This is a genomic window from Burkholderia mycopellens, assembly GCF_964265025.1.
Taxonomy (GTDB): domain Bacteria; phylum Pseudomonadota; class Gammaproteobacteria; order Burkholderiales; family Burkholderiaceae; genus Burkholderia.
This window is the reverse complement of sequence record NZ_OZ183803.1, coordinates 1165917-1190717: the sequence shown is the minus strand read 5'-3', so window position 1 is coordinate 1190717 and position 24801 is coordinate 1165917. Positions and strand designations below refer to the sequence as shown.

The following is a 24801-nucleotide window of genomic DNA, read 5'->3' as shown; positions in this document are numbered from 1 at the left end:
TCCGTCTCAGCGCTTGATCTTCGCGAGCGGCGAATCGGGCGGATACGTCGGCGTGATCGGCTTCGGCGAACCGAGCATCACGCACATCAGCGCATCTTCCTCGCCGATGTTGATTTCCGTGCGATACACGCCCGGCGGCACCGAGATCAGGTCGCGCTCGCCGAGGATCGCTTCCCACGTCTCGCCGTCACGCTCGCAGATCACCTTCATCTTGCCGCGCAGCACGAAGAAGATTTCCTCGACGTCCATGTGGATGTGGCTCGGGCCGATGTTGCCGGCCGGGATGACCATCGTCGAGAACGTGAAGCCGCCGGCCGGCACCGTGTTGACGTCCTTCGCGACGCCCGTGCCGCCCGTGCCGACGTAGCGCATCTGCGCGCGGCGGTACTTCGGGTCGTAGTCGGCCTGGAACTTCAGTGCGTCCCAGTCGTAGCGCCGCGTCGCGTAGCGCGCGACGCGCCCATCCATCCAGTCGTTGAAGCTTGCGCCTTCCGGCTGGTCCCACGATTTGCGTTCGAGATCGGCGTCCGCCATCGTCAACTCCTTCATCAAGGGTGAAAACATCAATTCATCACGAAGCCGCCGTTCACCGGCAGCAGTTGACCCGTCACGAAGCGCGCGCCGTCCGACAGCAGGAACAGCACCGGGCCCGTCACGTCGTCGGGCACCTGCGCACGCGTCAGCGCGCGGCCCTGCATGTAGAACGCGTGGCGCTCGGCCGGCACGTACGCGGTTGCCTCGACTTCGGTGAGCCCAGGCGCGATCGCGTTGACCGTCACGCCGTGCGCGCCGAACTCGCGTGCCTGCGCATGCGTCATCGCGATCACCGCGCCCTTGCTCGCGACGTACGCGAGCAGCTTCGGCGCGCCCCACAGCGCGGTGTCCGATGCGAGGTTCACGATCGCGCCGCGGCCCGACTGCGCGAGGTACGGCAGCGCCGCATTGCTGACGAGCCACACGCCGCGCACGTTCACGTTCATCACGGCGTCCCACGTCGCGACGTCGAGCTCGGTCGACAGCTTGCCGCCCGAGTTCGTGATCGCCGCGTTGTTGATCAGCGCGTCGATGCCGCCGAGCGCCGCCGCGCCCTGCGCGACGAACGCGGTGACGCTCGCCGGATCGGCGAGATCGAGCGCGAAGCAATGCGCGACATGGCCGGCTTCGGCGAGTTGCGCGGCAAGCGCGCGGCCTTCGTCGGCCAGCACGTCGCCGAACGCCACTTGCGCGCCCGCTTCGACGAGCGCCTTCACGAACGCCGCGCCGAGCCCGCGCGCGCCGCCCGTGACGAGCACGCGGCGCCCCGCGAGCGACACGACCGGAGCGCGCTCAGCCATTCGAGGGCTCCGCTGCGGCCTGCGCCGCGCGATGCGCGTCGAGCGCGGAGAGATGCTCCTGCGCACGCGTGCGCAGCATCCGGCGCACGCGCGTCATGCCGACGTCGTGCTGGTACAGGTATTCGTGGTCGCGCGCATTCGGCGCGAGGCTTTCGAGGACGTAGCGGTCCTGCTCGAGCACGTCCCAGTGCAGGCCCTCGAGGCGGTTGCGGTACATGAAGCGCCACACGTCGCGCTGCCAGCCGCTGACCTTGCGCGTGCGCCAGAAGTAGACCTGGCAGTTGTCGCCGTCGACCGGCGTCGCGAAGCCGATGATCCCGAAGTTGCCGCCCGGGCCGAACTTCTGCTTGTACGGGATCGCGAGACGCATCCACAGGCAGCCCGTTTCGCCGAGCTCGACCCAGTCGAAGTTCACGTCGCGCTGGCCGATCTTCTCGAACATCAGGCCCGTTTCCGTCTTGCGCACGCGCATCTCGGCCTGCTTGTCGCCTTCGGCCATCGAGTGCGAGGTGGCGTGCAGGTACGCGCCGTGCATCGGGTCCATCACGTTGTCGATCGCGTACTGGTAGTTGCACTTCCAGTTCGACACGCACAGGAAGTGGCCGTACTCGTCGTCGACCAGTTCCTCGGGCAGGTTCAGCGGCGCCGGCTCGCCGTGCGCTTCGTCGCCGAACCACAGGAAGATCGCCCCGGCCTTCTCCTCGACCGGATACGACTTCACGCACTTCATGCCTTCGAGCGGACAGTTCGATACGGCCGGCACGCGGTTGACCGTGCCACCGCCGTCGACTTCGATGCCGTGATACCAGCAGGCAATGTTGCCGCCGAGGTTCCAGCCGAGCGACAGGCGAGCGCCGCGGTGCGGGCAGCGATCCTCGAGCGCGTGAACCTTGCCGTCGTGATCGCGCCACAGCACGATCTGCTCGGACAGGCGCGTGAGGCCGACCGGTGCATTCGACACCTGCCAGCTCGGCGCGACGGGATACCAGTAGTTCTTGATGCCGCGGTCGAGGTAGTCACGGACCGGGTCGTGTTGGGCTGCGTGTTGTACGGGGGACGTCATCAGTGTGCTCCGGATGCGGTTGTCGTCGGGTCGGCTGCCAGCGCTTAAGCGGTCATTCCGCGAGCGCGGCCATTTCGGCGCGGAAGCGCTCGGCGGTCCACACCGTGCCGTCCGGCGCGCGGAAGCCGATGCGGTTCAGGCCCGCGACGACATCGTCCAGCTCGATCGCGCCGGCTTCGAACACGCGCTCGAGCGCATCGCCGAGGTCGTTTTCGTACTGGGTCGGTGCGGCCTTGCGGTTCTGCCAGACCTGGTTCTCGACCTGGCCGGGGATCTCGATCTGCCCCTTGCCCGCGACGTTGTTCGGCTGCGGCGCCACCCACGGCTTCAGGAAGGGATTGAAGTTGACGGTCGCTTCTTTCATGTCATTCCACCTTGATCTGGATTTCCTCGCCGGCGAGACGCACCGCGTACTGCTTCAGTGCGCGTCCGCCCGGCCCCTTCAGGCATTCGCCCGTCTTGATGTCGAACACGGCCTCGTGCAGCGGGCATTCGACCGTGCCTTCGTCGACGAACCCCTGCGTCAGCAGCGCGTACGCATGCGGGCATACGTTCTCGAGCGCATACACGTCGTCGCCGACGCGGTAGATCCCGATTTCGACGCCGTCGGTCCGCTTGAACTCGATCGGCGTGTCTTCCGACAGCGCGCCGGCGTGCCCGGCGCAAACCCATTGTTCAGACATCTCACACCCTTCCTTCTGATCGACTCTCGGTTTGTTCCGATTTGTTCCATATCCGGAACGTCAGTTTATGGATGGTGATTATAGGAGTGTGTTTCCACGAGTAAAACAAAAAGCAGCATGTCCTAGGGAAAACACCGACCGCTGGATCGACGATCGCTTTCGCCTGCCTTATCAAATGTAATTTTTTGTTGTGTGACGGGCATTTACCGGCTTTTTCGAGACACTGGACACCGCTGCCGGGCTTCGGTCCGAAACCCATCCGTCCCGAAAAAATTATTTTTGACTCGGTGCCCGCCGCCTCTATACTCCATTCCATCAGAGGCACATCGTTCCTTATATGGAACATAAGAATGCCCGCTCGATGGCGAAAACGCGCGACGGCCGGCCGTTCCCGCGCATGCCGCCACGGTACGTTTTCATCAGGTTGGAGATTCAGGAGATCAAATGGTCAAGCATGCGGTAGCAGCAGCAGTGATCGGATTGGGCGCCGCGTCGGGCGCGTGGGCGCAGAGCAGCGTGGTGCTGTACGGCAGCATGGATGCGGGCGTCGCGTACGTGAACAACGTCGGCGGCCAGGCGAAATGGGCGATGATCCAGGGCAACACGCAGCCCGATCGGTGGGGCCTGAAGGGCAAGGAAGACCTCGGCAATGGCCTGTCGGCGATCTTCCAGCTCGAGAACGGCTTCTATACGAACAATGGTCAGTTCGCGACCGCGAACACGATCTGGAACCGCGCGGCATTCGTCGGCCTCGGCTCGGAACGGTACGGCACGCTGACGCTCGGCCGCCAGACGCCGCTGTCGTTCGACTATCTCGATCCGCTCAGCACGGCCTACCTCGCGATGAGCTGGTACGCGTTCCACCCCGGCAACATCGACGGGCTCGCCGCGACCGGCAACGTGCCGTACAACAACGCGGTCAAGTACCGTTCGCCGACCTTCGCGGGCTTCTCGGCCGCGGCGACGATGGCGCTCGGCAACACGACGAACTTCTCGACCGGCAAGTCGCTCGGCGTCGCGCTGAACTACGCGAACGGGCCGTTCAAGGCGTCGGCCGTGTACTCGAACGAGCACGACCGCTCGATCCTGATCAGCACGACCGGCATCACGTCGTTCCAGGGGCAGAACACAGCGAACGGCTACACCGCAAGCAAGGTCGAGAACCTCGGCGCGGGCGCGTCCTACCAGTTCGGCGACTTCCTCGTGCACGGCCTGTACACGCGCACGAAGATGCAGTCGAACGGCTTCTCGGACACGTTCCAGAGCTACGACGCGGGTGTGAACTACCGCAGCAGCGCGTTCAACACGATCGCGGGCGGCGCGGCGACCACGACGCTGGCCGGCCGCCGCTGGACGCAGGCCGAGCTCGGCGACATCTATTCGCTGTCCAAGCGCACGCAGTTGTATGCAAACGTGCTGTACGAACACGGTTCGGGCGGCGCGAAAGCCGCGTTCTTCACGGCAGGCGTGTCGAGCACCGCGAACCAGGTGATCGTGCTCACCGGGATCCACCACTCGTTCTGAACGAAGCCAGGCGTTCGCCGCCTGAAACGACAAGAGCGGCCCGCGGGCCGCTCTTGTCGTTTGTGCGCGGCTTTTGGACGGCCGCGCATCGCAACACTCAGAACATCGCGACCTTGTGGCGCGCGTGCGCGAATGTCGGATCGCTTTCGAGCGGACGATAGTTCAACCGCTGCGACAGGTCGACCGCCGCGCCGCACACGGCCTCGACGAGCCGTTCCTTCTCGCGGGCCTCGCCGATCTCCGAACGCGGCACCGTCGCGGTGATCGCCGCGACGATCGAGCCCGAATGATCGCGTACGGGCGCGGTGACCGCCGAAATGCCGCTCTCGAATGCCGCCTCGCTCACCGCGTAGCCGAGCCGCGCATAGTGGCGCACGCGTTCGTACAGCTCGTCGACGGTGCCCGGCGTGCGCTCGGTGAACTGCTCGAGGCGCTTTTCCGGGTAGAGCTGGCGCAGTGCGTCGCGCGTCAGGTCGCCCATCAACACGTGGCCGTGCACGGTCGCATGCGCGGGCAGGCGCGTGCCGACGTGCACCTTCACCGAACCGAACATCGACGCGTTGCTCTGCGCCTTCGCGACGAACACGACGTCGCGCTGGTCGCGGATCAGCAGATGCGTCGACAGGCCGGTCGCATCGCGCAGCCGTTCGAGCACGGGCCCGCCGAGATCGGTCAGTTCGAGCGAATTCAGGTATTCGAAGCCGAGCCGCAGCACGCCGACACCGAGCCGGAAATAGCGGTCGCCATTCACGCGCTCGAGGAAACCGAGCGCTTCGAGGGTCTGCAGCAGGCGGAACGTGGTCGTGCGCGGAATGCCGATGCGCTTCGACAGCTCGGGCGCACCGAGCACCGGCTCGCGCGCGGAGAATTCGGCGAGGATCCGCAGCCCGCGTTCGAGCCCCGGCACCAGGTAGGACGACGCGCCGCCATGCGATTCGTCGTCGCCGGGCGCCGCGGTTTCAGGTGCGTCGCTCATCGTTGTCTTGACCATGTGGACATGGACGGTAGGAAATCAGTCACGAAACAGGCCACGGATCGTCGTGGACGGCCGGTCATGCCGCCCCGGCGCGCACGCAGTGGCACCCGCGCGCTTCGCCGCGACGCAGCATGCGCCGCCACGACTCCATGAAGAGTCATTCACGGTCGAGAGGATAGCAGTGATGGACAGCGCGACGCCATGCGGAAATCGCCGGACGGCGGGTAGCCGCCGCCCGGCCGCGTTTGCGGCGAGCGGCCTCCGGATCGCGGCCGGCGCGGCATGCTGCGCCGGAAGGCCCGAGTGCTACAGGCGCGACAGATGAACCCGGATGTTCGCGCGGTCGTACGTAAAGCCGCCGGCCGCGGCCGGTTCGAGCACGCGTGCGAGGTCGACCGCATACCGCCATCCGCTGCCGAGGAGCCCGCCGTTCACGGCCCGGATCGCGGTGCCGCCGACGGCGATCGCCGCATGAAAGACGGAACCGCCGCGCGAGAAGCCGACCGCGGTCCCGGCCGGAATGTTCGCGCGCCCGTCCCATTCGTTGCCGTTCTCGAAGTTGAACCGCGGCCGCCAGTGCTGACCAATCGTGTCGAGCAGCGTGTTGGGCGTGATCATCGCGTCGGCGCGCATCAGATACCGCACATAGGCCGCGGCGTCGTAGCAGACGCCGCCGGAAACATACGTGTTGATGTCGGCCGTGCCGGCTATCAGCGCCTGTGCGTGTCTCTGCCGCTCGGGGAAACCGAACTGGGCGACCTGCGCGCCCAACGGGGTCAATTGCATGGGTGGCTCCTGTGGAAGCAGCGAGGCGTCATCGCCCCGCCAACGCAATAACCTCATATCTTATTACGATATCCGGCCTGGCCCGCGCGCACGGCTCCGGACGTCACGGCATGCGCGCCGCCGATGCCGGCGCGGCGGCGGCCGCATCGGGATTCGGCGCGAGCCGCAGGCGCACGCGCAGCGGCTGCAGCATGTCGGGCGGCGGCGGCTCCGTCAGTGGGCCGGCGGTGAGCAGTTGCCGCAGCGTCGCGTCCGCGTCGGGATCGCCGAGCGACGCGAATTCGACGCGCGTGACGGCGCCGCTCGTGCCGATCCACGCGCGCACGACGATCGCGGGCGGGGGCGCCTCGGCGCTCGCATTCAATACGCGCGCTTCGAGATAGCGGTGCAGACGATCGGCCGCGTCGCCGTCGGCTTCGAGCCACGTCTGGAACTGCCGCCCGGCGAGCTGTCCGTAGCGGATCCACGTTTGCGGCACGTCGGCCGTCTGTGCGACGGCCATCGACACGGCACCTGCGAAAAGCGCCCACGCGACGACGATCGCCCGCCACCCACCGGATACGCCCCACTGCTGCATTCGTTTCATCCCGCCTCCCGTTTCGCCGATGCGCCGACGCGCCGCGTTGCGTCGCCCGCTCGTCCTGCAACCCTCAGCCGATCTCGATCGGCACGTACAGGCGCGTGCCGCCGCGCTGGACGAGCAGCGCGACGTTGCCGTGCGCGGCGTCGATCTCGGTCATCAGCGCGCCGACGTTCGCGACCGGCGTGCCGTTGACCGACAGCACGACATCGCCGGGCTGCAACCCCGCGCGGGCAGCCTGGCCGCTCGCCTGCTCGACGACGAGCGCCTGGCCGACGCCGAGCCGCTGGCGCTCCTGGTCGGTCGCCGCGCGCAGCGCGAGCCCGAACCGCGCGGGCCCTTGCTCGCCGCTCGCCGACGCCGTGCCGCTGTCGAATGCGCCCACCGTCGCGCTCATGTGCATCGCCCGGCCCGCGCGCCACACGAGCAGGTCGGTTTGCCGCCCGGCCCGCATGCCTGCGACCGCGCCGAGCAGGTCCGCCGATTCGGCGACCGGCCTGCCGTCGACCGCGAGTACGACGTCGCCCGGCTGCAGGCCCGCATGCGCGGCCGGGCCATCCGGCTCGACCACGGTGATCAGCGCGCCGTCCGGGTTGGCGAGGCCGAACGAACGCGCAAGCGCCTGGCTCACTTCCTGGACGGCCACGCCGAGCCGGCCGCGCGTGACCTTGCCGGTCCGCAGCAACTGGTCCTTCACGTCGAGCGCGATATCGATCGGAATCGCGAACGCGAGCCCCTGATAGCCGCCCGTCTTCGAGAAGATCATCGAGTTGATCGCGATCACGCGGCCGCCGAGGTCGAACAGCGGGCCGCCCGAATTGCCGGGATTGATCGGCACGTCGGTCTGGATGAACGGAATCGCACGCTCGCCGGGCAACGAGCGCGATTTCGCGCTGACGATGCCCTGCGTGACCGTGTTCGCGAACCCGTACGGCGAACCGATCGCCATCACCCAGTCGCCCACTTCGGTGCGCGCGGGGTCGCCGGTCGCGACGACCGGCAGGTTGTGCGCGTCGATGCGGATCACCGCGACGTCGGAAACGGGATCGCTGCCGATCACACGCCCCTTGAACTGCCGCTTGTCGGTCAGCTTCACGTCGATCGCGACCGCATCGCCGACCACGTGCCGGTTGGTCAGGATCACGCCGTCCTCGCTGACGATGAAGCCCGAACCGAGGCTCACCTCCTCGCGATTGCCGATCACGCGTCGCGCAAGAAACGGCGCGAGCGGATGATCGGGCGCGATGCCCGGCGGCAACTGGATGCCCATCTGCGTGACTTCGCGCGTGACGCTGATGTTGACGACGGCCGGGCCGACGCGCCGGACCAGCGCGGCAAAATTCGGCAGCGCGACGGAAGGCGTTGGCGTTGGCGTTGGCGTTGGCGTTGGCGTTGGCGTTGGCGTTGGCGTTGACGTTGACGTCGGCGATGCAGCGCCCGACTGCGCGGGCCGCTCGGCAGCCGTTGCCGTTGCACAAACGCACGCGCAGGCCAACGCCAGCCCGCCGGCCATCGCTCGCGGCATCGCCGCCCGGTTCGTGTGCCTGCCCGCTTTCATGTCGCTGTTCCTCGTCGGTTCGCGCCGGAACGCCGCCGGCTCATCGATACCCGCGCCCCACGTTCGCCCGCATGCATTACTTCGGCGGCACCGCGACCGGCGCATCGGGCCGCTGCGGCGTCACCGACCGGCCCCAGTTCGCGCCGAAACGGTTTCGCTCGGTCGACAGGTTGAACGTGCCGAGTCGGTTCGACGGCTGCTTCGACAGTCGCTCCGAATCCGTTTGCGACGCGCCCGCCTGCGGGTCGGCCTTCGGCTTCAGCTGCTGGCTGAGGCAGTCGTACGACAGCGCGCGCTTGCCGTCGACCTCCGCATCGACGCACACCGGCTTCGCGGCCGAACCCGGACTGGCCGGCGCAGGCGCGGCCGCACTCGCCGCCGCGCGGCCGACCTGCGCGTGTGCGCCGGTTGCCAGCAGCAGGCAGACGATCGTCGCGATTCCGCGTCGTCGCCTCCTCATGCGCACCTCCTTCGGAAAGGGCTTCATGGCACTCGCCCTGCCGCCGTCACAGGTTCGTCCCCGGCGCCGACGCGCGCGCCAGGAAACGCGCGAACGCCGTGCGATCGGACGCTTCGACGGCAGGCTCCTGCGCATCGACCTGTTGCACCCATGCGTCGCGCATGCCGTCGACCGGCTGCCACGCCTGCACCTGTGCGCCCGTCGGATACGGCGTGACGAGCGGTTCGCGATAGTCGACGCGAAACAGCGGCGGCGCGCTGCCGCCCGCCGTCCACAGATCGCCGACGTCGCGCACGCTCGCGTCGAACCAGAACCGCACCCAGCGCACCGCCGGCGCGCGCGTGTCGTTGCCGGGCGCATCGGCACCGCACGCGTCCGGCACGCGCAGGAAGCCGGCCAGCACGAGCAGCACGGCCGCCAGATCGTCGTCGCGCAACATCCGGTACGACCAGAGATCCGCCACGTCCACGCACGAGATCACCGCAATGAAGCGCCCGATCGTGAGCGCGGGCCACGCGCGCCGCATCAGCGTGTAATGGCGCGCCCAGTGCGCCACGAAGCGCTCGCGATGCCGGGCAGCGACCTGCACGTCGCGCGAGCCGCGAATCGTCAGTTCCTCCGGCTGATACTGGCGAGTCGTGAGCACGCACTGCGCGGAGCACCGCGCGCTCCGGTGCCGTGCATAGCCGCCGGCACCGGGCAACGGCTCCAGTGCGCCGAAGCACAGCGGGCAATGCGTGGGCCACTCGCCGGGCCGGCCCGGCCACGGGTTCGCCTTCGGCATGCGCGGGCGGTCGGCCGCCGCGGCCGGACGGCGTCGCCCCGGCGTGCGCGGGTCGGGGGCGTCGACGCGCGGCGTCGAACGAACGGTTGCCATGCGCGCGCCTACCGGGCAGACGCGAGCGCTTTCTTCAGCGCGTCTTCGTTGATCGGTGCGTTCGCGGCGAGCTTCGCGAGATACGCCTGGGCATTCTGCTGCGTGCGCTGCGCACGCATCATCTCGCGCAGTTGCGCCTTCACGTCGGCCAGCGGACGCGGCGCGGCCGCGCGGACGTCGATCAGCTTCACGACATGAAAACCGGCCGGCGTCTGGATCGGGGCGGAGACCTGGCCCGGCTTCAGCGCGTCGGCCGCCTGCCGCACTGCCGGCACCATCAGTTGATCGGGCACGAAACCGAGATCGCCGCCGTTCGCGGCACTGGCCTTGTCCTGCGAGTTCGCCTTCGCGAGCGCGGAAAAATCGCCGCTGCGCGCGCGGTTCGCGAGATCGGCCGCCTGCTTGCGCGCCTTGTCGAGCGTCGCGGCATCCGCGTTCGGCGGCACCGCGATGTAGATCTGCGCGACATGCAGCGCGCGCGGCGCGGTGAACGCGGCGCGGTTCTTGTCATACGCGGACTGCAACTCCGCGTCGGACGGATAGTCGGCCGGCGGCGCATTCACCGACGCCAGGTAGCTGCGCACGACGATATCGCGCCGCGCCTGTTCGACAGCCGCCTGCACCTGCGCCTGCTTGTCCCAGCCCTTCGCTTTCGCCTCGGCCAGCACCGCCTTCTGCGCGAGCGTCGAACGCACGACCTGGTCGAGCGCCGCGGGATCGGCCGCGAGGCGTTCGCGCCCTTCCGGGCTCACCGTCTTCAGCAGGCCCGCGATGTCGTCCTGCGTGACCGACGCCTGCGCGGCGTTCGCGATCACGTCGTCCTGTGCATGCGCGACGAACGGCACGCCCAGCACGAGACTGCCTGCCACGACCGCTAGCCTCTTCATCTTCGTCATCATCGTTCGACTGCCCTCTCGATTGCTCTTGAAATGCGAACGCTGCATCAGCGCACGTCCGTCAGCGTCATGCGCAGGACCAGCGGCTGCGCCATCCCGCGCGGCGGCGCCGCGCCGACCGCCCGGCCGACGAGTGCCGCATGCAGCGCGGCGTCGAGCCCCGGTGGTCCGGCCGCGCCGCTGTCGACGCGCGTCACGTGCCCGTACCGGTCGAGCCACGCGCGCACCGGCAGCACGGGACCGTCGTCGCCCGCATCGGCCCGCTCGCCTGCCCAATGCTCGATGCCGGCACGCAGGAGGCGCACCGCCGCGTCGTCGCCGTCAAGCGTCGCCTGCAGCCACAGCGCGGTACGCCGGGCATACGCGCCCCACGCGGCGGGTGCGTCGCCCGCGGCTATCGCGTCCGCCTCGCGCCGTGCACGGCCCGGCAGCAGCGCATGCAGCGCGGCGCCGATCCTCACGTCGCAGTGGCCTCGACCGCTGCCGTGGCCGCTTCGACCGGCGCTGCGCCTGCCTGACCGCCGGCCACCGCGCGTGCCGCCGCTTCCTGCTCGGCCATCGCGGGACGGTTGCGCAGGTGCAGCAGGAATTCCTGGATCAGGCGATCCCATAGCTCGATCGTCGAACGCAGGTAGCGCTCGGACACGCCACCGGCGACGACCACGTCCATTTCCAGCGCGAGAAACGGCCCGTGGCTCGCGAGACGTGCGAAGCGCTTGGTCCGGTTCCAGTCCGCGACGAGTTCGGCCGGCAATTCGCCCTGCACCTGCAGCACGCACGACAGCGTGTAGTCGATGAACAGCTGCGCGGCGGGCGGTGCGTCGGCGCCCTGCGGCGCGAGCGCGGTGGCCGGATTGCCGAAGCGCACCGCGAAGCCGATGCCCTGGCTTGCGCTCATCAGTTGCACCGCGCCGTTCTGCTCGGCCGCCGTCACGCGGTAGCCCGCGCGGCGCAGCACGTCGGCGAGGCGGTCGGCGCTGATCGCTTCGATCGGCGCGTCGTGTGCCGTGCGTTCGTCGCCGGCGTTCGGTTGCGTGTCTTGCATGTCTGTCTTCCCCGTATTCAACGAATCGATCGGTTCCATCCCGGCTGCGGGCCACGCGCTCACTGCGCGTTCGCCGCGGTAGCCGACGCCGGTGCCGGCGCCGGTGTTGCGGCCGCCGGCCGCGCGGCCGGGTCGTACTTGCCCGCATACAGCGCATCGCCGTAACGTTGCGCGATGTCGTCGTACTTCACACGCGCCGACTGCGCGAACGGCTGACGCGACGAGAACAGCGTGCCGATCCCGACATGCTCGTACGCGTCGAGAATCTCGTGCCCCACGCGATACAGCTCGGCATTCTGTGCCTGGCAGGTTTTCAGTTGCGTGTCACGCGCGGCGGCGTCCTTCTGCAGTTGCGTGTGCTGCGCATCGCGGGCGCGCGACACGGCGAGCAAGTCCTCATAGGACGACCTGTATTTCGCCAGCGACTTCGCGTCCTGCTCGCGGCCCGCGCGCTCCTGCGCGAGCGCACGCTTCGCAGCCGCCTCGGCGCCCGAGTCGCCGCGCGCGGCCGCCAGTTGTCCCTGCATCGCCTTCAGTTGCGCAAGCGCGTCGTCGCGCTGCTTCTCGGCCGCCGCCTTGTCGCTCTGCAACTGCGCCTGGTTGTCCTGCAACTGGCGCAGTTCCTGCACGGTCGAGCGCAACTGGCTGCGCAGCTTGTCCTCGATGCCCTGCGCGTGCGCGCCGCCGGCCGCGAGCAGCAGCGTGCCGGTCAGGGCGCTCGCGAACATCGTGCGAGTGATCGTGTTCATGCGCGACTCCGGTCAGAAGCGAGCATTGAGCTCGATCTGCAGCACGTCGATCGAAACCGGCGGCCCGTACACTTCCTTCGAGCTCAGGTAACGGGCCGACACCCACGTATCGCGTGCAACCGCATACGCGGCGCCGAGCACGTAGCCGCGCGCGTTGGTGCCGCCGAGGTGGAAGTCGGGATCGTTGAACGCATCGAGCACGGCGTCCGGCTGCAGGTACTTGTATGCGATCGAGAAATTCCACTGGCCCTTCTCGCGCGGCTCCGGCTCGCCGAACGTCGCCTTCGCGAGGAAGCCGTTCGGGCCGCTGCGGTAGTCGGCGCGCGTCGCGTTCACCGACGTCGAATCGTAGTTGTTGACCGGCAGCGACGCCGCCGCGAAAGCCTTGTTGTCGTTGTACGCGAGGTTGCGCACGTATTCGCCGTCGAGACGCAGCTTGAAGCGATCGGCCACCACGGTGTCCCACTGCGCCTTCAGGTCGAGCAGCCGGTAGTTGTAGGCGAGGCCGAACAGCTGCGGCTGCGGCGTCATGCCCGGCGCGAGGTTCGGGTTCTGCACGATGTTGCGCAGCGCGATCAGCGTGTTGCCGCCCTGCATGAACGCCGGCGCCTCGTTGTCGGTGCTGCAGCTCGTCGCGCCCAGATACAGCGCGCACGGCGACGACAGCGTGCCGCGCATGTTCTGGAAGTCGTAGTACGCGGCCGCGCCGCGCAGCCGGTTCTTCGCGTCGATCTTCCAGTCGGCGCCGAATTGCGCGCCGAACATCCACTTCGTGTCGCTGCCGGCCTTCTCGGTGCTGTTCGACGGGAAGTTCTCGCTCGTGTACTGGATCGGAAACACGCCGAGCGTGCCGAACAGCGTGACGTCCGGATTCCACGGCAGCGCATGCCGCAGGTTCGCGGCGAGCCCGTCCATCATCAGGTCGTCCGAGAACACCAGGTCCGACTTGAAGAACGGGTTGTCGAAACGGCCGGCCGTCAGGTTCAGCCATGACGTGGGCTTGTACGCGAAGAACGCCTTGTTCAGCCAGATGTTCTTCTTCGCGAAGCCGCCGCCCGCGGTGGCCGTGGTCGACACGGGCCCGTTGTCGTTGCCGCTCGCGAGCTGGATGCCGGCGATCATCTCGTCGGACAGCGTCGCCGTCACGCCGAGCCGCGCGCGGTAGCGCAGCAGGTTGTTGCGGTTCTCCCGCGTGTTCTGCGTGGGGATCTGCGTGTTGTTGGTGTTCGGGTTGACGTCGAATCCGCCGGCCTGGTTGATCGCCGCGAAATTCGTCACGCCGTTCGTGTTGCCGCCGCCGTAGAAGTGATACTCGTCACGCACGCGCAGGTCGCCGTCGAGCTTGATGCGCGACACCCAGTCGGGGAAAGTGTTCGGCTGCGCCCAGTTCTCGGCCTTCGCCTGCGCGATCACTTCCTGCTTCACCTGGTCGCGGATCTGGTCGCGCACGAGCTGCGGCACGTACGGCACCGCGACGTCGCCCGGCTGCGTCGGCGGGTTGACCACGCCGCCCGCCACGACCGGCGCGCCCGATGCGCGGGCCGATCTCGCCTGCACGGCCTCGGTGCGCGCCTCGCTGATCAGCTCGTTCGCGTTCTGCTGCGTGAGCACGCCGCGCTTCACGAGCAGGTTGATCAGGTTGATCACCACGCTCTCGGTCGGCGCGGCTTTCCCCGACGCGGCCTGCGCCTCGAGCGATTGCCCGTGCGCGGCGGACGCGCAGGTCAGCCCGAGCGTCAGCACCGCCGCGCCGACGCGCGACAGGCGCGCGGGCAGCGCGCCGTTGCGGGGCACCCCACCCCGTCCGTTCATCTTCCGAATCATCGAAGCACTCCGAACAATTTTCGTTTCTTTTCCGGCAGCATCCGTGCAACGGCGCCACCCCAGGATTCTTTCTTCGTATCGCGCACGCATCGTCATGCCGGCTTGCGCCCCTGAAGCTTGACGAGCACCGGATACGAGGTCGCCGGCGGCGGTGCCTCGTCGACCCGGCCAAGCGCTTCGACCGCCGCGACCACGGCCGCGTCGATCTTCGCGTCGCCGGTGGACTGCGCGACCGTCACCTTCGTGATGCGCCCCGACGTATCCATCCACAGGTTCAGGCTGCCCGCGAAACGCGCGCCGCCGGCCTCCTGCACGCCCTTGTCCTGCTCGATCGCACGCTGCAGTACGTACACCATGTATTGCGCATAGCTCGCGTTGCCGAACTTGCCGCCCCCGCCGCTGCCGACCATCCCCGAGCCGTCGCCCGCGCCGATGCCGAAGTTGTCGGTGCCCGCCTGCGCATCGGCATTCATCGTCATCTGCTTCGGCTGGTTGTCCGACGGCTTCGGCGCCTCGGACGGCTTCGGCGCGATCGTCGGCCGGTCGACCGGCGTCTTGACCTCTTCCTTCACCTTCTCCGGCGGCGGCTTCTGTTTCGGCGGCGGCGGGGGCGGCGGCAACGGAATCACCGTCGTCACCTGCGGCGCGCTCACGCGCTTCACACCTGCGGTGTCGCCCGCGAAACGCCAGATCAGCGCGGCAACGCCCGCGAGCACCAGCACGATCGCGACGGGCTTCACGTAGCGGCCGGGGCCCTTGTCCGGCGGGCCGCCGTTATAGGTCATTTCCATCGCGTCAGCCGCCCTGCTTCGCCTTGCCGGTCACGAGACCGACCTGCGACAGATCGAGGCGGCGCAGCAGGTCGAGCACGTCCATCACCTTCTGGTACTGCACGCCCGCGTCGCCCTTCAGCACGATCGGAAAATCCGGACTGGTCGCCTTCTCGGTGCGCAGCCGGCTCTCGAGTTCGTCCATCGTCACCGGGTACGCGTCGAGGAACACTTGCCCCGAATCGGCGACCGTGATTGCCTTCGTCTTCGGCTTCGCGAGACTCGCGGACGAGCTCGCCTTCGGCAAATCGACCTTGATGCCCTGCACCGACGCGGTCGTCATGATGATGAAGATGATCAGCAGCACGTACGCGAGGTCGAGCATCGGCGTGATGTTGATGTCGTCGTACGGCTTGTCGTCGTCCTGAACCTGCATGGTGGTCTCCTGCGTGCGTCAGTCGGCCAGCACCGCGTGATCGGGCGCGCGGTGTGCTTCGGCGAGGCGCGTGACGAATTCGTCGACGAACACCTGCATGTTCGCGGTCACGTTCTTGTTGCGGATCAGCAGGTAGTTGTAGCCAAACAGCGCGGGGATCGCGACGAACAGGCCCGTGACGGTGGCGAGCAGCGCGGCCGCGATACCCGGCGCGATCGCGTTCACGTTCACGTCGCCGGCCGCCGCGATCGCGGCAAACGTGATCATCACGCCCACCACCGTGCCCAGCAGCCCGAGGAACGGGCCGCCCGAGATCGCAATCGTCAGCAGCACCATCGACTTCGACAGCCGCTGGTTTTCCCGCACGAGCGTCGCGTCCATCGACGCGCGAATCGCCTCGATCGATTCCGACGTGATCACCGTGCGGCCGTTGCTGTCCACGCGGCTGTGGATTTCATGCACGCCGGCCTTGTACAGCCGGTACAGCGACGACTGATACAGGCGGCGGCCGTCGGCGCTCGCTTCGTCGACATGCGCGAGGCCGACCAGGTGACGCCCGGCCACTTCGCGGAAGCGCTGCACGAAATACTGGTTGGCCTTGTCGACGGTGCCGACGTAGCGCGCCTTCGTCCACATCACGATCCACGACACGAGCGCCATGCCGAGCAGGATCGTGATCACGACCCACGCGTCGACGGTCACCGATTGCACGATCACGCCGAAGTAACCGAAGCCGAACCCCGACTGCTTCTCGTCGGCGCCGTACGCGACGAGCTTCGATTCCGAGCCCTGCGCGAGCGCGTCGACCGCGATCGCGGCCGGCGAGCGCGCGATCTTCGACAGGCGCAGTTCGTCGAGCGCGCCCGAATACGCGGCGAACCCGGCCGGCGCGCCCGTTGCGTCCGCACCGATCGTCGCCGCGGCGTTCAGCGCGGGCAGTGCCGCCGCGACCTGTGCGGCCTGCTTGCCGTTCACGTAGACGGTGAGGTTCCTGCCATCCGCCGTGACCGCGAGAAACGTCCACTGGTTCGCGGCGACCGGCGACGCGGCCGGCGTGCGCACCGGTGCAGCGCCACCGTCGACTTCCGCGAACGGCACGCCATTGTCGAGTCCGATCAGCAGTGCATTCGCGCCGTCGCGACGGCTGTACAGCAGCGTATTCGGCGTGAGCGCCGACGGCTTCACCCATGCGCTGAACGTGAAGCTGCCGCCGGCCGGCACATTCAGCGACGGGCTCGCCGGCAGCGTCAGCGACCCGTTGCCGTCGAACCGCGCGCCCTTGCCGACGATGCCGTCCTCGACCGTGCGGAACGATGCGTTCTGCGCGTGGTTGCCGTACGCGGTCAGGTCCTTCGGCGGCGCACCTGCCGCACCGTTGAAGTGGTAGACGAGCGTGTAGTCGGCATCGAACGTCTCGGCCGGCTTGCTGCCGTCCGGCGCCTTCTTGTTGCCGTAGTACATCCAGATCGACTCCGCGGCGCCAGCCGGCATCTTCGGAATGTCGACCCAGATCAGCGCGACGCCGAGCACCGGATCGTATTGCTCGACGTGGTAGTTCAGCGGCGTCTTGTCGTCGGCGGCGACGAAACGGATGTCCGCACCGTTGTCGGCCAGCCCGTCGAACTGGAAGTTGCCCGAGTGCAGGCGGATCAGCAGCGGCACGCGGCCGGCCGATTCCGCGAGGTTCGCGCCTTTCGCGCTCGCGTCGATCGTGATCGCCTTCCGGTACGACCAGTCGTTCTGCCACCATGCGTTCGCGATGCCGGGCAGCACGCCGAGCATCACCGCCAACAGGAAAAACAAGACTCGCTTCACGATCCACTCCCCGAATGTGCGGGCGCCGCGCTCGTCGCATCGCCCCGGCACGATCAAAAAAAATCCGTCAGAATCCCAGCCTTACGTAGAAATCGAATCGCGGGCTGTACTGCCGCGTATAGATGCCCGCCTTCAACGGCCAACCGGCCTCGAAATCCGCGCTGGCGTACTTCATGATCTGCACCCGTGTACCGACGCCGACGCTCATCAGGTTGAAGCGCGACGTCTGCTCCGGCAGCGGGCTCAGCAGCCACAGGTGCGCCGCGTCGAAGAACGCGTGGAAGCGCCATTCGTTCACGCGGCTGCCGACCGCGCCGCCGAGCCATTTGGCGAGCGACGGGCTGCGCAATTCGACCGATGCGATCACGCCGCTGTCGGCCGTGTCCTCGGCCTGCATGTAGCCACGCACGCTGTTCATTCCGCCCGCGGCGAACTGCTCGCTCGACACGAGCGGCGAGTTCGCGATCTGCGCGTTCACGTGCGCATTGGCCTGCATGTCGTTGGCGAAGCGCTGCGTGTGGTTGACGTCGAACTTGCCGTACACGAAATCGGGCGTCGCGTTGTAGCGCTTGTTGTCCCATGCGCCCCAGTCGCTGCCAAGGCCGCGGATGTTGGTCGTCACCGACGCGGAGAACGACGTCTGCGAATGCTTCAGGCTCAGCTGGCCGTTGTACGACAGCGTCACCGGCACGTATGTGAGCGGCGCGGTCGAGCCCGTCTGGCCCGGTATCGACACGTTTTCGTCGAAGTGCTTGCGGTCGATCTCGACGCTGACCGAGTGCGCGTAGGTTTCCGATGCCGGCAGCGCATAGATCGCGGTGAAGCCGTACGTGGTGCCCTTGCCGAGCACGTTGGTGTTCGCGACCGATGCGACGTTGCTGTCGGAATGCACGACCGTCGCGAGGAAACTCCAGTGCGAATCCCTGATCGGCGCGAGATACGAGAACGCATAGACGCGCGCATCGTTCGGGTGCTGCGGCGCAAGCACGTAGGTGCCGGAAATCACGTGGCCGAGCTGCCACAGATTCGAGTAGCTGAGGTTCGCGGTCGTGCGCAGCGACGACGTGCCGGGGCTGTTGTCGTTGTTCAGTTCGAGCGAGCCGTGCAGCGGGCTGTGATCGTCGACCTTCAGGTCGACGTCGACCGTCTGCGGCAGCGCGCCCGGCTTGAGGATCGGAATCACCTGCCGGTCCGCCGAGCGGTTCAGGTCGGTGAGCTGCTGCTGGGCCTGGTTGAAATCGGGCACCTGGCCCTCGGCCAGCGCGGGCACCGCGTCGCGAATGTTCTGCGGCGAGTTGTACTTCGCGCCGTCGACGCGCAAGCGCCCGACCTTCGCTTCGGTCACCTGCAGCAGGATCACGCCGTTCTTCACCTGCTGCTGCGGCAGCTCGACGACGACCGACTGGTAGCCGCGATCCTGGTACGCCTTCTGCAACGCGTCACGCGCCGCGTTCACGTCGGCGAGCGTGCGGCCCGGCCCCTCGAACGGATACACGGCCTTCTCGATCTCGAGCGTCGGCAACGTCGTGTTGCCGCGCACCACGAAGGCATTCACGTCGAACGACTGCGGCGCGGCCGGTGCCGCCTTCGCGGCGGGAGCGGCTTCCTGCGCATGAGTCCCCGGCGCGAAGCCCAGCCCACCGGCCAGCACGACACCTGCCAGGCATCGGCAGTTCAGCCGCCATCGTTCGCGTGACTTGCGGTCTACTCTCGGCGGCATGCGCCATTCCCCTTTGTTGTTCCGGATCGAAGCGTTGCGCACCGCGCCAGCCGTTCGCCCCGCTATCAAATGCCTGTTTCACTTTGATGACGGTTTATTCGTCATCCTTAGCATGATCTGCGCAATGCCTTTCCCGATTTCCTTGCCCGGTGCGCTCAACCGCATCTACCGGAAAGGACGATGCGAATCCGGAAAACCCGCAGCTTCCGTCGCGCATCGTCGCGATCGACTGCCAGCCGACGCAACGGCACGGCTGCGTCGATCGGCAACGACGATCGTGTGCGGCGCACAAGTCGGCGCTCTCACCTACCTAGACGGAACCGGGCGCGCATTGCCGCAAACTTTTTTTCGCGGGCCGTCCGACCGGCCATTCAATCGGCCGTCCGGATCGACGCCGGAAGCAGGACACGGCCGCCAGCGTGCGGCCTGCAATGCGCGCGCAACGAAGACCGGCGTGAATCGCGCGGCGCGTTGCGCAGGAATGTGCGTGGCCCCCGTTTCGTGTTCGTATCGTCTGCCGTCGTTGCCAAGGCATCCGGGCATCGCGCGTGCGCGATCGCCGGCAAACGGTTTGCCGCCCCGAAGGCAGTGCGCGAGGCGCGTCACCCTCCCCCTGCGTGCGGCTCGACAATCCTCAGGTTTCAACCGGGAAGTTTTTGTGACATTCCGCTGAAGATATGCACGAGAGCCGCGCGAGACCGTTTCCGCGCACCGCGCGCGCGATGCGGCGCCGCGACACGCGTCCCGTCGACGAGAAATCCTGCGGCTTGCGGCGGTTCGCTTCGTCCTAACTATTGGATAAAAACGTCAACGACCGGATTCCTCCATGTCATTCGCGACGATGTTCGTACGGTGGCTCGCCGAACGCCTGTCCGGCCAAGCCGCGGCCGCGGCCGCGGGCCGGCTGCCGCCCGCCGCCTTTGCCGCGCCGCGCCGCGCGTTGCGCTGGCGCGCGCCCTGGCGGGTCTGGCACCTGCTGTCATGGGTCGTGCTCACGTTGCTCGCGCCGCCGATCTGGACGATCGGCACGCTGCTGCTGATCGACGCGTCGAGCGACCAGCCGCTGTTCTGGACGCTCGCGATGGCGATCGTGCCGGTCGCGAACGGGGCCGCGATCGTCGCGGCAAACCAGCGCCATCACCGCGCGCCGTTCACGCGACGCTCGACGGTGGCGCTCTACCTGTTCTTCGTCGCGATGGCCGTCGGCTGCGCGCTGTTCGTGCTGCTGCTGTGGCGCTCGCATGCGATCGCATCGCTGGTCGGCCCGCTCGCGCTGACGACCGACGGCACGCATCCCGCGACGCTCGCGTTTTGGGTGGCCGGGCTCACCGCGATGTTCGGCGTCACGTCATCTGCGCATGCGAGCATCGCCCATGCGTGGCTGGCATTCGTGGACTGAGCGCCGCCGCACCGCCCTGGCAGGAGCCTGCGAATGCATCGATACGAAAGATCCGGCAGCGTGAGGCCGCAGCGCGAACGCGGCATCGCGATCGTCACGGTGCTGCTCGTCGTCGCGCTGGCGGCGACGCTCGCGGCGAGCGTGCTGTGGCGCCAGCAGGTCGCGACGCGCGACGTGGAGAACCAGCGGCTCGCGACGCAGACGATGTGGGTCGAGCGCGCGGCGGTCGAGTGGGCGCGTGCGACGCTGCGCGCGCAGAGCGCGACGTCGAACGTCACGTTCGCCGGCCAGCCGTGGTCGTCGCCGGCCGCCGACGTGCAGCTTGCCGACCTGCTGCCGCCCGAAGCCGCGGCGGTCAATGCGGAGCTGTCGCGTGCGTGGATCTCCGGCCATGTCGAGGATGCGCAGGCGCGCTTCAACCTGACGAACCTCGTGACGCGCATCGCGCCCGGCAAGCCGTGGCAAGCCAACGGCGAAGGCGTGCTCGCGTACCGGCGGCTGCTGAGCCAGCTGTCGCTCGACCCCGCGCTCGCGCAACCGACGGCCGACTACATGCTGCGCTCGCTGCGCGACACGAACGGCCCCGACGGCTGGCCGCTGCAGCTCGTGTCCATCGACGATCTCGCGCGCATTCCCGGCTACGACGCGCACGCGATCGAGACGCTCGCGCCGTTCACGACGATCCTGCCGGACCTGACGACCGTCAATGCCAATACCGCGGCCGAGCCCGTGCTCGTCGCCGCGATTCCGACGCTGTCGGCCAGCCAGGCCAAGCGGCTCGTCGACCGGCGCGTCACCGCGTACTTCGTCAGCACCGGCGACATCGCCGAGACCCTGCTGCCCGCGCGCGACAGCAATCCGACGCTGCCGGACGGCTCGAGCGTCGGCGTCAACAGCCTCTATTTCATCGTGCATTGCCGCGTGCATTCGGCGCGCATCAACGCGCGCGTCGACACGCTGATCGCGCGCTACGGCAGCGGCAATTTCACGTGGACGTCGGTGATCTGGGTTCACCGGCTGACGAGTTGAACGCGGCGCCTGCGCGCCGCTCGGTGAGCGTCGGCTAGTTCAGCGACGATTCGCTCAGCGCGACCGAACGCATGCCCTGCGCCGCCGCGCAGTCGAACGACAGCCGCGTGAGACTCGTCTCGCGCACTTCGCCGAGCAGCCGGTTCCAGTCGTCGATCGATACGAGCAGCGCGATCGGCCGGTTGTATTTGGTGACCATCACGAGCGCCTCGCCGGCATGCCGCAGCGCCTTCGACGGATTGCTGCTGAAGTCGCGCGTCGCCATCGCGATCGTGCGCAGGCTGAACACGTTCGCGGCCGGATCGCCGGCGTCGTCATGCAGCAGGTGTTCGAGCGTCGCCGCGCGCAGCAGCGCCTGCGACTTCGCGGACAGCCGGTTGTCGCGGCGCCTGCGCCGCTCGCTGCGCGGATCGACGTGCACGGCGAGCATCCGCACGATCTGGCCGAGCGTCGCCGCGGGCAACTGGTCGTAGCGGCGCCACCAGTCGGGCGGCAGCGCGATCATCATCCCGGCATAAGTGGCCGTGACGCCGTCGGCGATCTGCGACGGCACGCGTTCCGCGTCGCGTTCGTCCAGGCCGAGCGCGCCACCGACGACGCGCGTCATCACGCTGAACGCGTTGTAGGCAAGTGCCGCGATGCCGCTCGCGAGCAGCGACGCGCGGGCCGGCACGCTGCCGAACAACGCGCCACCGAGGACCGAATCGAGCGAAAACGGCAGCGCATCGCGCCAGCGCCGGCGCGCCAGCTGCATCACCTGGCATGCGTCGAACGGTTCGACCGGCAGGTTCGTCAGCACCGTGACCGTCGCGCCCGGAGCGCCGGCGAGCCCGTGGCCGCGCCATTCGATCCGCCTGAGCGTGCCGGCCGCTTCACCGTCGCCCACCATGCCGACGGCCTGCTCGCGAACGTCACCGCCGTCGAGCAGGCCGGCATCGCGCCAGCCACCGAGCGGCCGGCACGCGGCCGCGCCGCCGTCGTCGCGCAGCACGAATGCGCCGCCGCGGCGCGGCCAGCCCGACACGATCGCGTCGATATCGAAACGGCCGTCGATCATCCACAGCTCGCCAGGCCTGACGGTTTCCAGCAGCGCGCCGACGAATGCCCGTTCGTGCGAGCGGTCGCGCTCGACCGGCAGCAGGTCGACGATCATCGCAAGCTCGGGATCGTAGACCGGCATCACTCGCGCGCTCGCCAGGCCCGGCGCCGCGTCACGCGCCGGGTCGTCGCACGCGCGGCCGCAGTCGCAACCGGCCCGGCCAGGCGCACAACCGGCGCCCGCGCCATCCAGCACGCGCAGCCGCATCCCGCCGAGCGTGCGCCCGCGTTCGTCCGCCCGCGCCGCCGCGACGGGCAACAGCAGATCGACGCTGTCCCTGACGAGCGCACGCCCCCAGCCGGCGCGCCAGCGGCTCATGCCGTCGTGAAGCGCGGCCACCGCGGCGCCGGACGCGGGCGATGCGTGGCCGGGCATCCCATGCGGCATCGGCGATGCCGGCGTCTGCGCCTGCGCGGCAATCGCCGCGATCGCGTCGACCGCCAGCGCGAACAGCGTCTCGCGGATCGACTCGTCGTCGGGTTCTTCGTCCGCGTCGGCCGCCATGTCGATCCAGTCGTCGTGCAGCGCGCACTGCAGCACGAGCCGCGCCATGATCGTCATCGGGCTCTGTTCGACGAAGCGTTCCACAATCGTGCGCATCATCCCGTCACTCCACACTGTTCAGCCGGGCACACGCGCACTTGACGGGCCGCCTGCGACGCCGCAGCATCGTGGGCGACCGGACCCGCGCGACGGCGCGCCGCCGCGGCGGTCCGCCCGCAATCGATGCACGAGGCACCGGCATGTACGTAGATCCCCGCGTGGCCCATGGCCGCGCCCGGTTCGACCTGAGCGGCTCCCCGCGGCTCGTCGCCGACGAGCGCCGCTGGGAAATCAGCGACGTCGTCACGCGCGGCCTCGACGATTTCACGGGCGTGCGCAACCGCCGCAACCTGATGCGGCTGCTCGAACGCCAGATCGCGCCGAAGCTCGCGCGCCTTGGGCTCGAGCCGTACGTCGGCGCGCTCGGTCATGCCGAAGGGTTGTTCGTCAACTTCTCGACGATGAGCGCCGAGCATGGCCTGCGCGAATTCCAGCTTCAACTGACGGTGCCCGACCTCGTGCTGCGCAGCTTCGCGTCGAACGTGATCCGGCCGCACGCGGTCGCGCGCTGCATGCAGCGCAACGGCGTGATGTCGCTGGCGGAAATCGAACCTGAAACGCGCATCGCGTTCGTCGCCGCGCGCGTGATGCGCTCGCTGGCGCTCGCCGAAGGCTGGCGGCAGATCGGCGTGCCGACACCGCACGGGCTCTTCGTCGGCGCGCTCACCGACGCGCACGACGTCGCGATGAACACCTATTTCCGGCCCGGCGACAACGACCGACCGTCGCGCTGGAGCGGCTTCTCGGCCCTCTTCTCGACGATGCCGGACTGGCGGCCGGAACAGGTCCGGCACGGCGGCGAGCTGCTGCAATGGATGGTCAACCATATCGTGGCCCTGCAAGAATCCGCACCGTTCGTCGAACGCTTTCCCTTTCTGCGCGAGCCGCTGCGCGATGCCGGCGATCCGCTCGACGCCGCCTGGAACGGCGCACGCGCCGGCGTGCAGCCAGGGGCGCCATCCTGAATCCCGAGTCGTGAATCCGGGCTTTCCTGACGCGGCCGGCGCGGACTCGGCACGCACCCGCCGCCATGCGCGAGCGGTGATCCGGGGGCCCATTCAGGCCCCCGTTCCCCGGTCTCCGCTTGCCAGCCCCTCCGCACAGCCCCCTCGCTCTCTCATATACAAGGTCGAAGCGAGCCCGCATAACCCGCATACTTTCTTTCAGCGCGAGCGCGAGCGCGTGCGCGAGCGCGTGCGCGATTGCGCACCGCACCGGTGCGCGCGCGAAACGCCGCCGTATCAATGCGTACGCGTCGGCCCGCCGGGCGCCTGGCGGCCGACCGTATCCAGCAGGGCCCACATCCAGATCAGCTCGCGGACCGTGCGTGCATGCTCGCCGCTCTGCGCGCGCCAGCGCGCGAAAGCGTCGCGTTCCTGTTCCGTCGTGTCGCCGGCGCGCAACCACAGCAACCAGCGCACCGCGCCCTCGCGGATCGCATCGGCGCGCGTATTCGCGTCGCCGGGATCCGTATCCCGTTGCGATTCGTTCATGATCACGCCACCGCCCGAAGCTCCATCGACACACATCCCCCGCACCGCGCATCGCTGCACGGCCGGGGCGCTTGCCACCCAC

At 68.4% G+C, this 24801-nt stretch carries 26 protein-coding genes; 4 read left to right on the top strand and 22 right to left on the bottom strand.

All coding sequences use genetic code 11. The annotated features are described in order from the left end of the window. Nucleotides 1-6: 6 nt before the first annotated feature. From ACPTTC_RS23640 to ACPTTC_RS23620, 5 genes are read right to left on the bottom strand one after another with little or no spacing between them, the layout of a single operon-like run. Nucleotides 7-534 (bottom strand): cupin domain-containing protein, encoded by a 528-nt coding sequence (locus ACPTTC_RS23640; protein ID WP_423394142.1) that lies wholly within the window; start codon nucleotides 532-534, stop codon nucleotides 7-9. 29 nt (nucleotides 535-563) lie between these two features. After that, a complete protein-coding gene (locus ACPTTC_RS23635) occupies nucleotides 564-1334 on the bottom strand; it encodes an SDR family oxidoreductase (RefSeq protein WP_423394141.1) in 771 nt (256 codons plus the stop codon). Beyond that, the gene (locus tag ACPTTC_RS23630) at nucleotides 1327-2397 is read right to left on the bottom strand and encodes a Rieske 2Fe-2S domain-containing protein (RefSeq protein ID WP_423394140.1); all 1071 of its coding nucleotides are present in this window, start codon (nucleotides 2395-2397) and stop codon (nucleotides 1327-1329) included. The genes ACPTTC_RS23635 and ACPTTC_RS23630 overlap by 8 nt, the downstream gene beginning before the upstream one ends. A gap of 52 nt (nucleotides 2398-2449) precedes the next feature. Next, nucleotides 2450-2761 (bottom strand): recombinase-like helix-turn-helix domain-containing protein, encoded by a 312-nt coding sequence (locus tag ACPTTC_RS23625; protein WP_175957761.1) that lies wholly within the window; start codon nucleotides 2759-2761, stop codon nucleotides 2450-2452. A 1-nt stretch (nucleotide 2762) separates the two neighbouring features. After that, nucleotides 2763-3080 carry a non-heme iron oxygenase ferredoxin subunit gene (locus ACPTTC_RS23620; RefSeq protein WP_011354710.1) on the bottom strand — a complete coding sequence of 106 codons (318 nt, stop codon included), beginning with the start codon at nucleotides 3078-3080 and terminating at the stop codon, nucleotides 2763-2765. 444 nt (nucleotides 3081-3524) lie between these two features. Here ACPTTC_RS23620 and ACPTTC_RS23615 point away from each other — a divergent pair, with 444 nt between their 5' ends. Beyond that, complete coding sequence (locus ACPTTC_RS23615) at nucleotides 3525-4604, top strand: porin (RefSeq protein ID WP_423394139.1); 1080 nt, start codon at nucleotides 3525-3527, stop codon at nucleotides 4602-4604. 97 nt (nucleotides 4605-4701) lie between these two features. Here the strand turns inward: ACPTTC_RS23615 and ACPTTC_RS23610 are convergent, their stop codons facing one another. From ACPTTC_RS23610 to ACPTTC_RS23540, 15 genes are all read right to left on the bottom strand, one after another. Next, nucleotides 4702-5595 carry an IclR family transcriptional regulator gene (locus ACPTTC_RS23610; protein WP_413227031.1) on the bottom strand — a complete coding sequence of 298 codons (894 nt, stop codon included), beginning with the start codon at nucleotides 5593-5595 and terminating at the stop codon, nucleotides 4702-4704. Nucleotides 5596-5886: 291 nt separating this feature from the next. Continuing rightward, on the bottom strand, nucleotides 5887-6366 hold the full coding sequence (gene tecA / locus ACPTTC_RS23605) for a type 6 secretion system effector deamidase TecA (RefSeq protein ID WP_423394138.1): 480 nt from the start codon (nucleotides 6364-6366) through the stop codon (nucleotides 5887-5889). Nucleotides 6367-6469: 103 nt separating this feature from the next. Continuing rightward, nucleotides 6470-6952, bottom strand: a complete 483-nt coding sequence (locus tag ACPTTC_RS23600) for a YbaB/EbfC family DNA-binding protein (protein ID WP_423394137.1) — start codon at nucleotides 6950-6952, stop codon at nucleotides 6470-6472. Between the two features lie 64 nt (nucleotides 6953-7016). Further along, the gene (locus ACPTTC_RS23595) at nucleotides 7017-8504 is read right to left on the bottom strand and encodes a Do family serine endopeptidase (RefSeq protein WP_423394136.1); all 1488 of its coding nucleotides are present in this window, start codon (nucleotides 8502-8504) and stop codon (nucleotides 7017-7019) included. Nucleotides 8505-8580: 76 nt separating this feature from the next. Then, nucleotides 8581-8964 (bottom strand): hypothetical protein, encoded by a 384-nt coding sequence (locus ACPTTC_RS23590; protein ID WP_423394135.1) that lies wholly within the window; start codon nucleotides 8962-8964, stop codon nucleotides 8581-8583. 46 nt (nucleotides 8965-9010) lie between these two features. After that, the gene (locus ACPTTC_RS23585) at nucleotides 9011-9841 is read right to left on the bottom strand and encodes a hypothetical protein (RefSeq protein ID WP_423394134.1); all 831 of its coding nucleotides are present in this window, start codon (nucleotides 9839-9841) and stop codon (nucleotides 9011-9013) included. Between the two features lie 8 nt (nucleotides 9842-9849). Then, entirely contained in the window at nucleotides 9850-10740 is an 891-nt protein-coding gene (locus ACPTTC_RS23580; RefSeq protein ID WP_175968656.1) for a peptidylprolyl isomerase, read from the bottom strand. 44 nt (nucleotides 10741-10784) lie between these two features. Continuing rightward, nucleotides 10785-11198, bottom strand: a complete 414-nt coding sequence (locus tag ACPTTC_RS23575) for a hypothetical protein (protein WP_423394133.1) — start codon at nucleotides 11196-11198, stop codon at nucleotides 10785-10787. Further along, nucleotides 11195-11782 (bottom strand): YbjN domain-containing protein, encoded by a 588-nt coding sequence (locus ACPTTC_RS23570; protein ID WP_423394132.1) that lies wholly within the window; start codon nucleotides 11780-11782, stop codon nucleotides 11195-11197. The genes ACPTTC_RS23575 and ACPTTC_RS23570 overlap by 4 nt, the downstream gene beginning before the upstream one ends. 59 nt (nucleotides 11783-11841) lie before the next feature. Continuing rightward, on the bottom strand, nucleotides 11842-12531 hold the full coding sequence (locus ACPTTC_RS23565) for a hypothetical protein (RefSeq protein WP_423394131.1): 690 nt from the start codon (nucleotides 12529-12531) through the stop codon (nucleotides 11842-11844). A 12-nt stretch (nucleotides 12532-12543) separates the two neighbouring features. Further along, nucleotides 12544-14355 carry a putative porin gene (locus tag ACPTTC_RS23560; RefSeq protein WP_423394130.1) on the bottom strand — a complete coding sequence of 604 codons (1812 nt, stop codon included), beginning with the start codon at nucleotides 14353-14355 and terminating at the stop codon, nucleotides 12544-12546. 92 nt (nucleotides 14356-14447) lie between these two features. Continuing rightward, nucleotides 14448-15146 carry a TonB family protein gene (locus ACPTTC_RS23555; RefSeq protein WP_423394129.1) on the bottom strand — a complete coding sequence of 233 codons (699 nt, stop codon included), beginning with the start codon at nucleotides 15144-15146 and terminating at the stop codon, nucleotides 14448-14450. Nucleotides 15147-15150: 4 nt separating this feature from the next. Then, nucleotides 15151-15561 carry an ExbD/TolR family protein gene (locus ACPTTC_RS23550; RefSeq protein ID WP_021161942.1) on the bottom strand — a complete coding sequence of 137 codons (411 nt, stop codon included), beginning with the start codon at nucleotides 15559-15561 and terminating at the stop codon, nucleotides 15151-15153. A gap of 18 nt (nucleotides 15562-15579) precedes the next feature. Next, a complete protein-coding gene (locus ACPTTC_RS23545) occupies nucleotides 15580-17376 on the bottom strand; it encodes a DUF2341 domain-containing protein (RefSeq protein ID WP_423394128.1) in 1797 nt (598 codons plus the stop codon). A gap of 67 nt (nucleotides 17377-17443) precedes the next feature. Next, nucleotides 17444-19096, bottom strand: a complete 1653-nt coding sequence (locus ACPTTC_RS23540) for a ShlB/FhaC/HecB family hemolysin secretion/activation protein (RefSeq protein WP_423394127.1) — start codon at nucleotides 19094-19096, stop codon at nucleotides 17444-17446. 826 nt (nucleotides 19097-19922) lie between these two features. On the opposite strand from ACPTTC_RS23540, the gene ACPTTC_RS23535 reads away from it, so the two are divergent. After that, nucleotides 19923-20495, top strand: coding sequence for a hypothetical protein (locus tag ACPTTC_RS23535; protein ID WP_423394126.1), 573 nt, complete (start codon nucleotides 19923-19925; stop codon nucleotides 20493-20495). A 33-nt stretch (nucleotides 20496-20528) separates the two neighbouring features. Next, a complete protein-coding gene (gene gspK, locus ACPTTC_RS23530) occupies nucleotides 20529-21524 on the top strand; it encodes a type II secretion system minor pseudopilin GspK (protein ID WP_423394125.1) in 996 nt (331 codons plus the stop codon). A 34-nt stretch (nucleotides 21525-21558) separates the two neighbouring features. Here gspK and ACPTTC_RS23525 read toward each other — a convergent pair whose 3' ends face one another. Beyond that, nucleotides 21559-23226 (bottom strand): type II toxin-antitoxin system Phd/YefM family antitoxin, encoded by a 1668-nt coding sequence (locus tag ACPTTC_RS23525; RefSeq protein ID WP_423394124.1) that lies wholly within the window; start codon nucleotides 23224-23226, stop codon nucleotides 21559-21561. A 140-nt stretch (nucleotides 23227-23366) separates the two neighbouring features. Between ACPTTC_RS23525 and ACPTTC_RS23520 the strand changes: the two genes are divergently transcribed. Then, a complete protein-coding gene (locus ACPTTC_RS23520) occupies nucleotides 23367-24191 on the top strand; it encodes a hypothetical protein (RefSeq protein WP_423394123.1) in 825 nt (274 codons plus the stop codon). Between the two features lie 276 nt (nucleotides 24192-24467). On the opposite strand, the gene ACPTTC_RS23515 is transcribed toward ACPTTC_RS23520, so the two are convergent. Further along, complete coding sequence (locus ACPTTC_RS23515; RefSeq protein ID WP_423394122.1) at nucleotides 24468-24719, bottom strand: FecR/PupR family sigma factor regulator; 252 nt, start codon at nucleotides 24717-24719, stop codon at nucleotides 24468-24470. Nucleotides 24720-24801: the final 82 nt, after the last annotated feature.

Excerpts from the sequence above, each read along its gene's own strand:
- ACPTTC_RS23625 (WP_175957761.1), bottom strand. The coding sequence starts at position 2,761 with ATGAAAGAAGCGACCGTCAACTTCAATCCCTTCCTGAAGCCGTGGGTG.
- tecA (WP_423394138.1), bottom strand. The coding sequence starts at position 6,366 with ATGCAATTGACCCCGTTGGGCGCGCAGGTCGCCCAGTTCGGTTTCCCC.
- ACPTTC_RS23555 (WP_423394129.1), bottom strand. The coding sequence starts at position 15,146 with ATGGAAATGACCTATAACGGCGGCCCGCCGGACAAGGGCCCCGGCCGC.
- ACPTTC_RS23620 (WP_011354710.1), bottom strand. The coding sequence starts at position 3,080 with ATGTCTGAACAATGGGTTTGCGCCGGGCACGCCGGCGCGCTGTCGGAA.
- ACPTTC_RS23640 (WP_423394142.1), bottom strand. The coding sequence starts at position 534 with ATGGCGGACGCCGATCTCGAACGCAAATCGTGGGACCAGCCGGAAGGC.
- ACPTTC_RS23515 (WP_423394122.1), bottom strand. The coding sequence starts at position 24,719 with ATGAACGAATCGCAACGGGATACGGATCCCGGCGACGCGAATACGCGC.
- ACPTTC_RS23550 (WP_021161942.1), bottom strand. The coding sequence starts at position 15,561 with ATGCAGGTTCAGGACGACGACAAGCCGTACGACGACATCAACATCACG.
- ACPTTC_RS23525 (WP_423394124.1), bottom strand. The coding sequence starts at position 23,226 with ATGATGCGCACGATTGTGGAACGCTTCGTCGAACAGAGCCCGATGACG.
- ACPTTC_RS23590 (WP_423394135.1), bottom strand. The coding sequence starts at position 8,964 with ATGAGGAGGCGACGACGCGGAATCGCGACGATCGTCTGCCTGCTGCTG.
- ACPTTC_RS23615 (WP_423394139.1), top strand. The coding sequence starts at position 3,525 with ATGGTCAAGCATGCGGTAGCAGCAGCAGTGATCGGATTGGGCGCCGCG.
- ACPTTC_RS23635 (WP_423394141.1), bottom strand. The coding sequence starts at position 1,334 with ATGGCTGAGCGCGCTCCGGTCGTGTCGCTCGCGGGGCGCCGCGTGCTC.
- ACPTTC_RS23610 (WP_413227031.1), bottom strand. The coding sequence starts at position 5,595 with ATGGTCAAGACAACGATGAGCGACGCACCTGAAACCGCGGCGCCCGGC.
- ACPTTC_RS23540 (WP_423394127.1), bottom strand. The coding sequence starts at position 19,096 with ATGCCGCCGAGAGTAGACCGCAAGTCACGCGAACGATGGCGGCTGAAC.
- ACPTTC_RS23560 (WP_423394130.1), bottom strand. The coding sequence starts at position 14,355 with ATGATTCGGAAGATGAACGGACGGGGTGGGGTGCCCCGCAACGGCGCG.
- ACPTTC_RS23565 (WP_423394131.1), bottom strand. The coding sequence starts at position 12,531 with ATGAACACGATCACTCGCACGATGTTCGCGAGCGCCCTGACCGGCACG.
- gspK (WP_423394125.1), top strand. The coding sequence starts at position 20,529 with ATGCATCGATACGAAAGATCCGGCAGCGTGAGGCCGCAGCGCGAACGC.
- ACPTTC_RS23585 (WP_423394134.1), bottom strand. The coding sequence starts at position 9,841 with ATGGCAACCGTTCGTTCGACGCCGCGCGTCGACGCCCCCGACCCGCGC.
- ACPTTC_RS23580 (WP_175968656.1), bottom strand. The coding sequence starts at position 10,740 with ATGATGACGAAGATGAAGAGGCTAGCGGTCGTGGCAGGCAGTCTCGTG.
- ACPTTC_RS23535 (WP_423394126.1), top strand. The coding sequence starts at position 19,923 with ATGTCATTCGCGACGATGTTCGTACGGTGGCTCGCCGAACGCCTGTCC.
- ACPTTC_RS23520 (WP_423394123.1), top strand. The coding sequence starts at position 23,367 with ATGTACGTAGATCCCCGCGTGGCCCATGGCCGCGCCCGGTTCGACCTG.
- ACPTTC_RS23595 (WP_423394136.1), bottom strand. The coding sequence starts at position 8,504 with ATGAAAGCGGGCAGGCACACGAACCGGGCGGCGATGCCGCGAGCGATG.
- ACPTTC_RS23600 (WP_423394137.1), bottom strand. The coding sequence starts at position 6,952 with ATGAAACGAATGCAGCAGTGGGGCGTATCCGGTGGGTGGCGGGCGATC.
- ACPTTC_RS23630 (WP_423394140.1), bottom strand. The coding sequence starts at position 2,397 with ATGACGTCCCCCGTACAACACGCAGCCCAACACGACCCGGTCCGTGAC.
- ACPTTC_RS23570 (WP_423394132.1), bottom strand. The coding sequence starts at position 11,782 with ATGCAAGACACGCAACCGAACGCCGGCGACGAACGCACGGCACACGAC.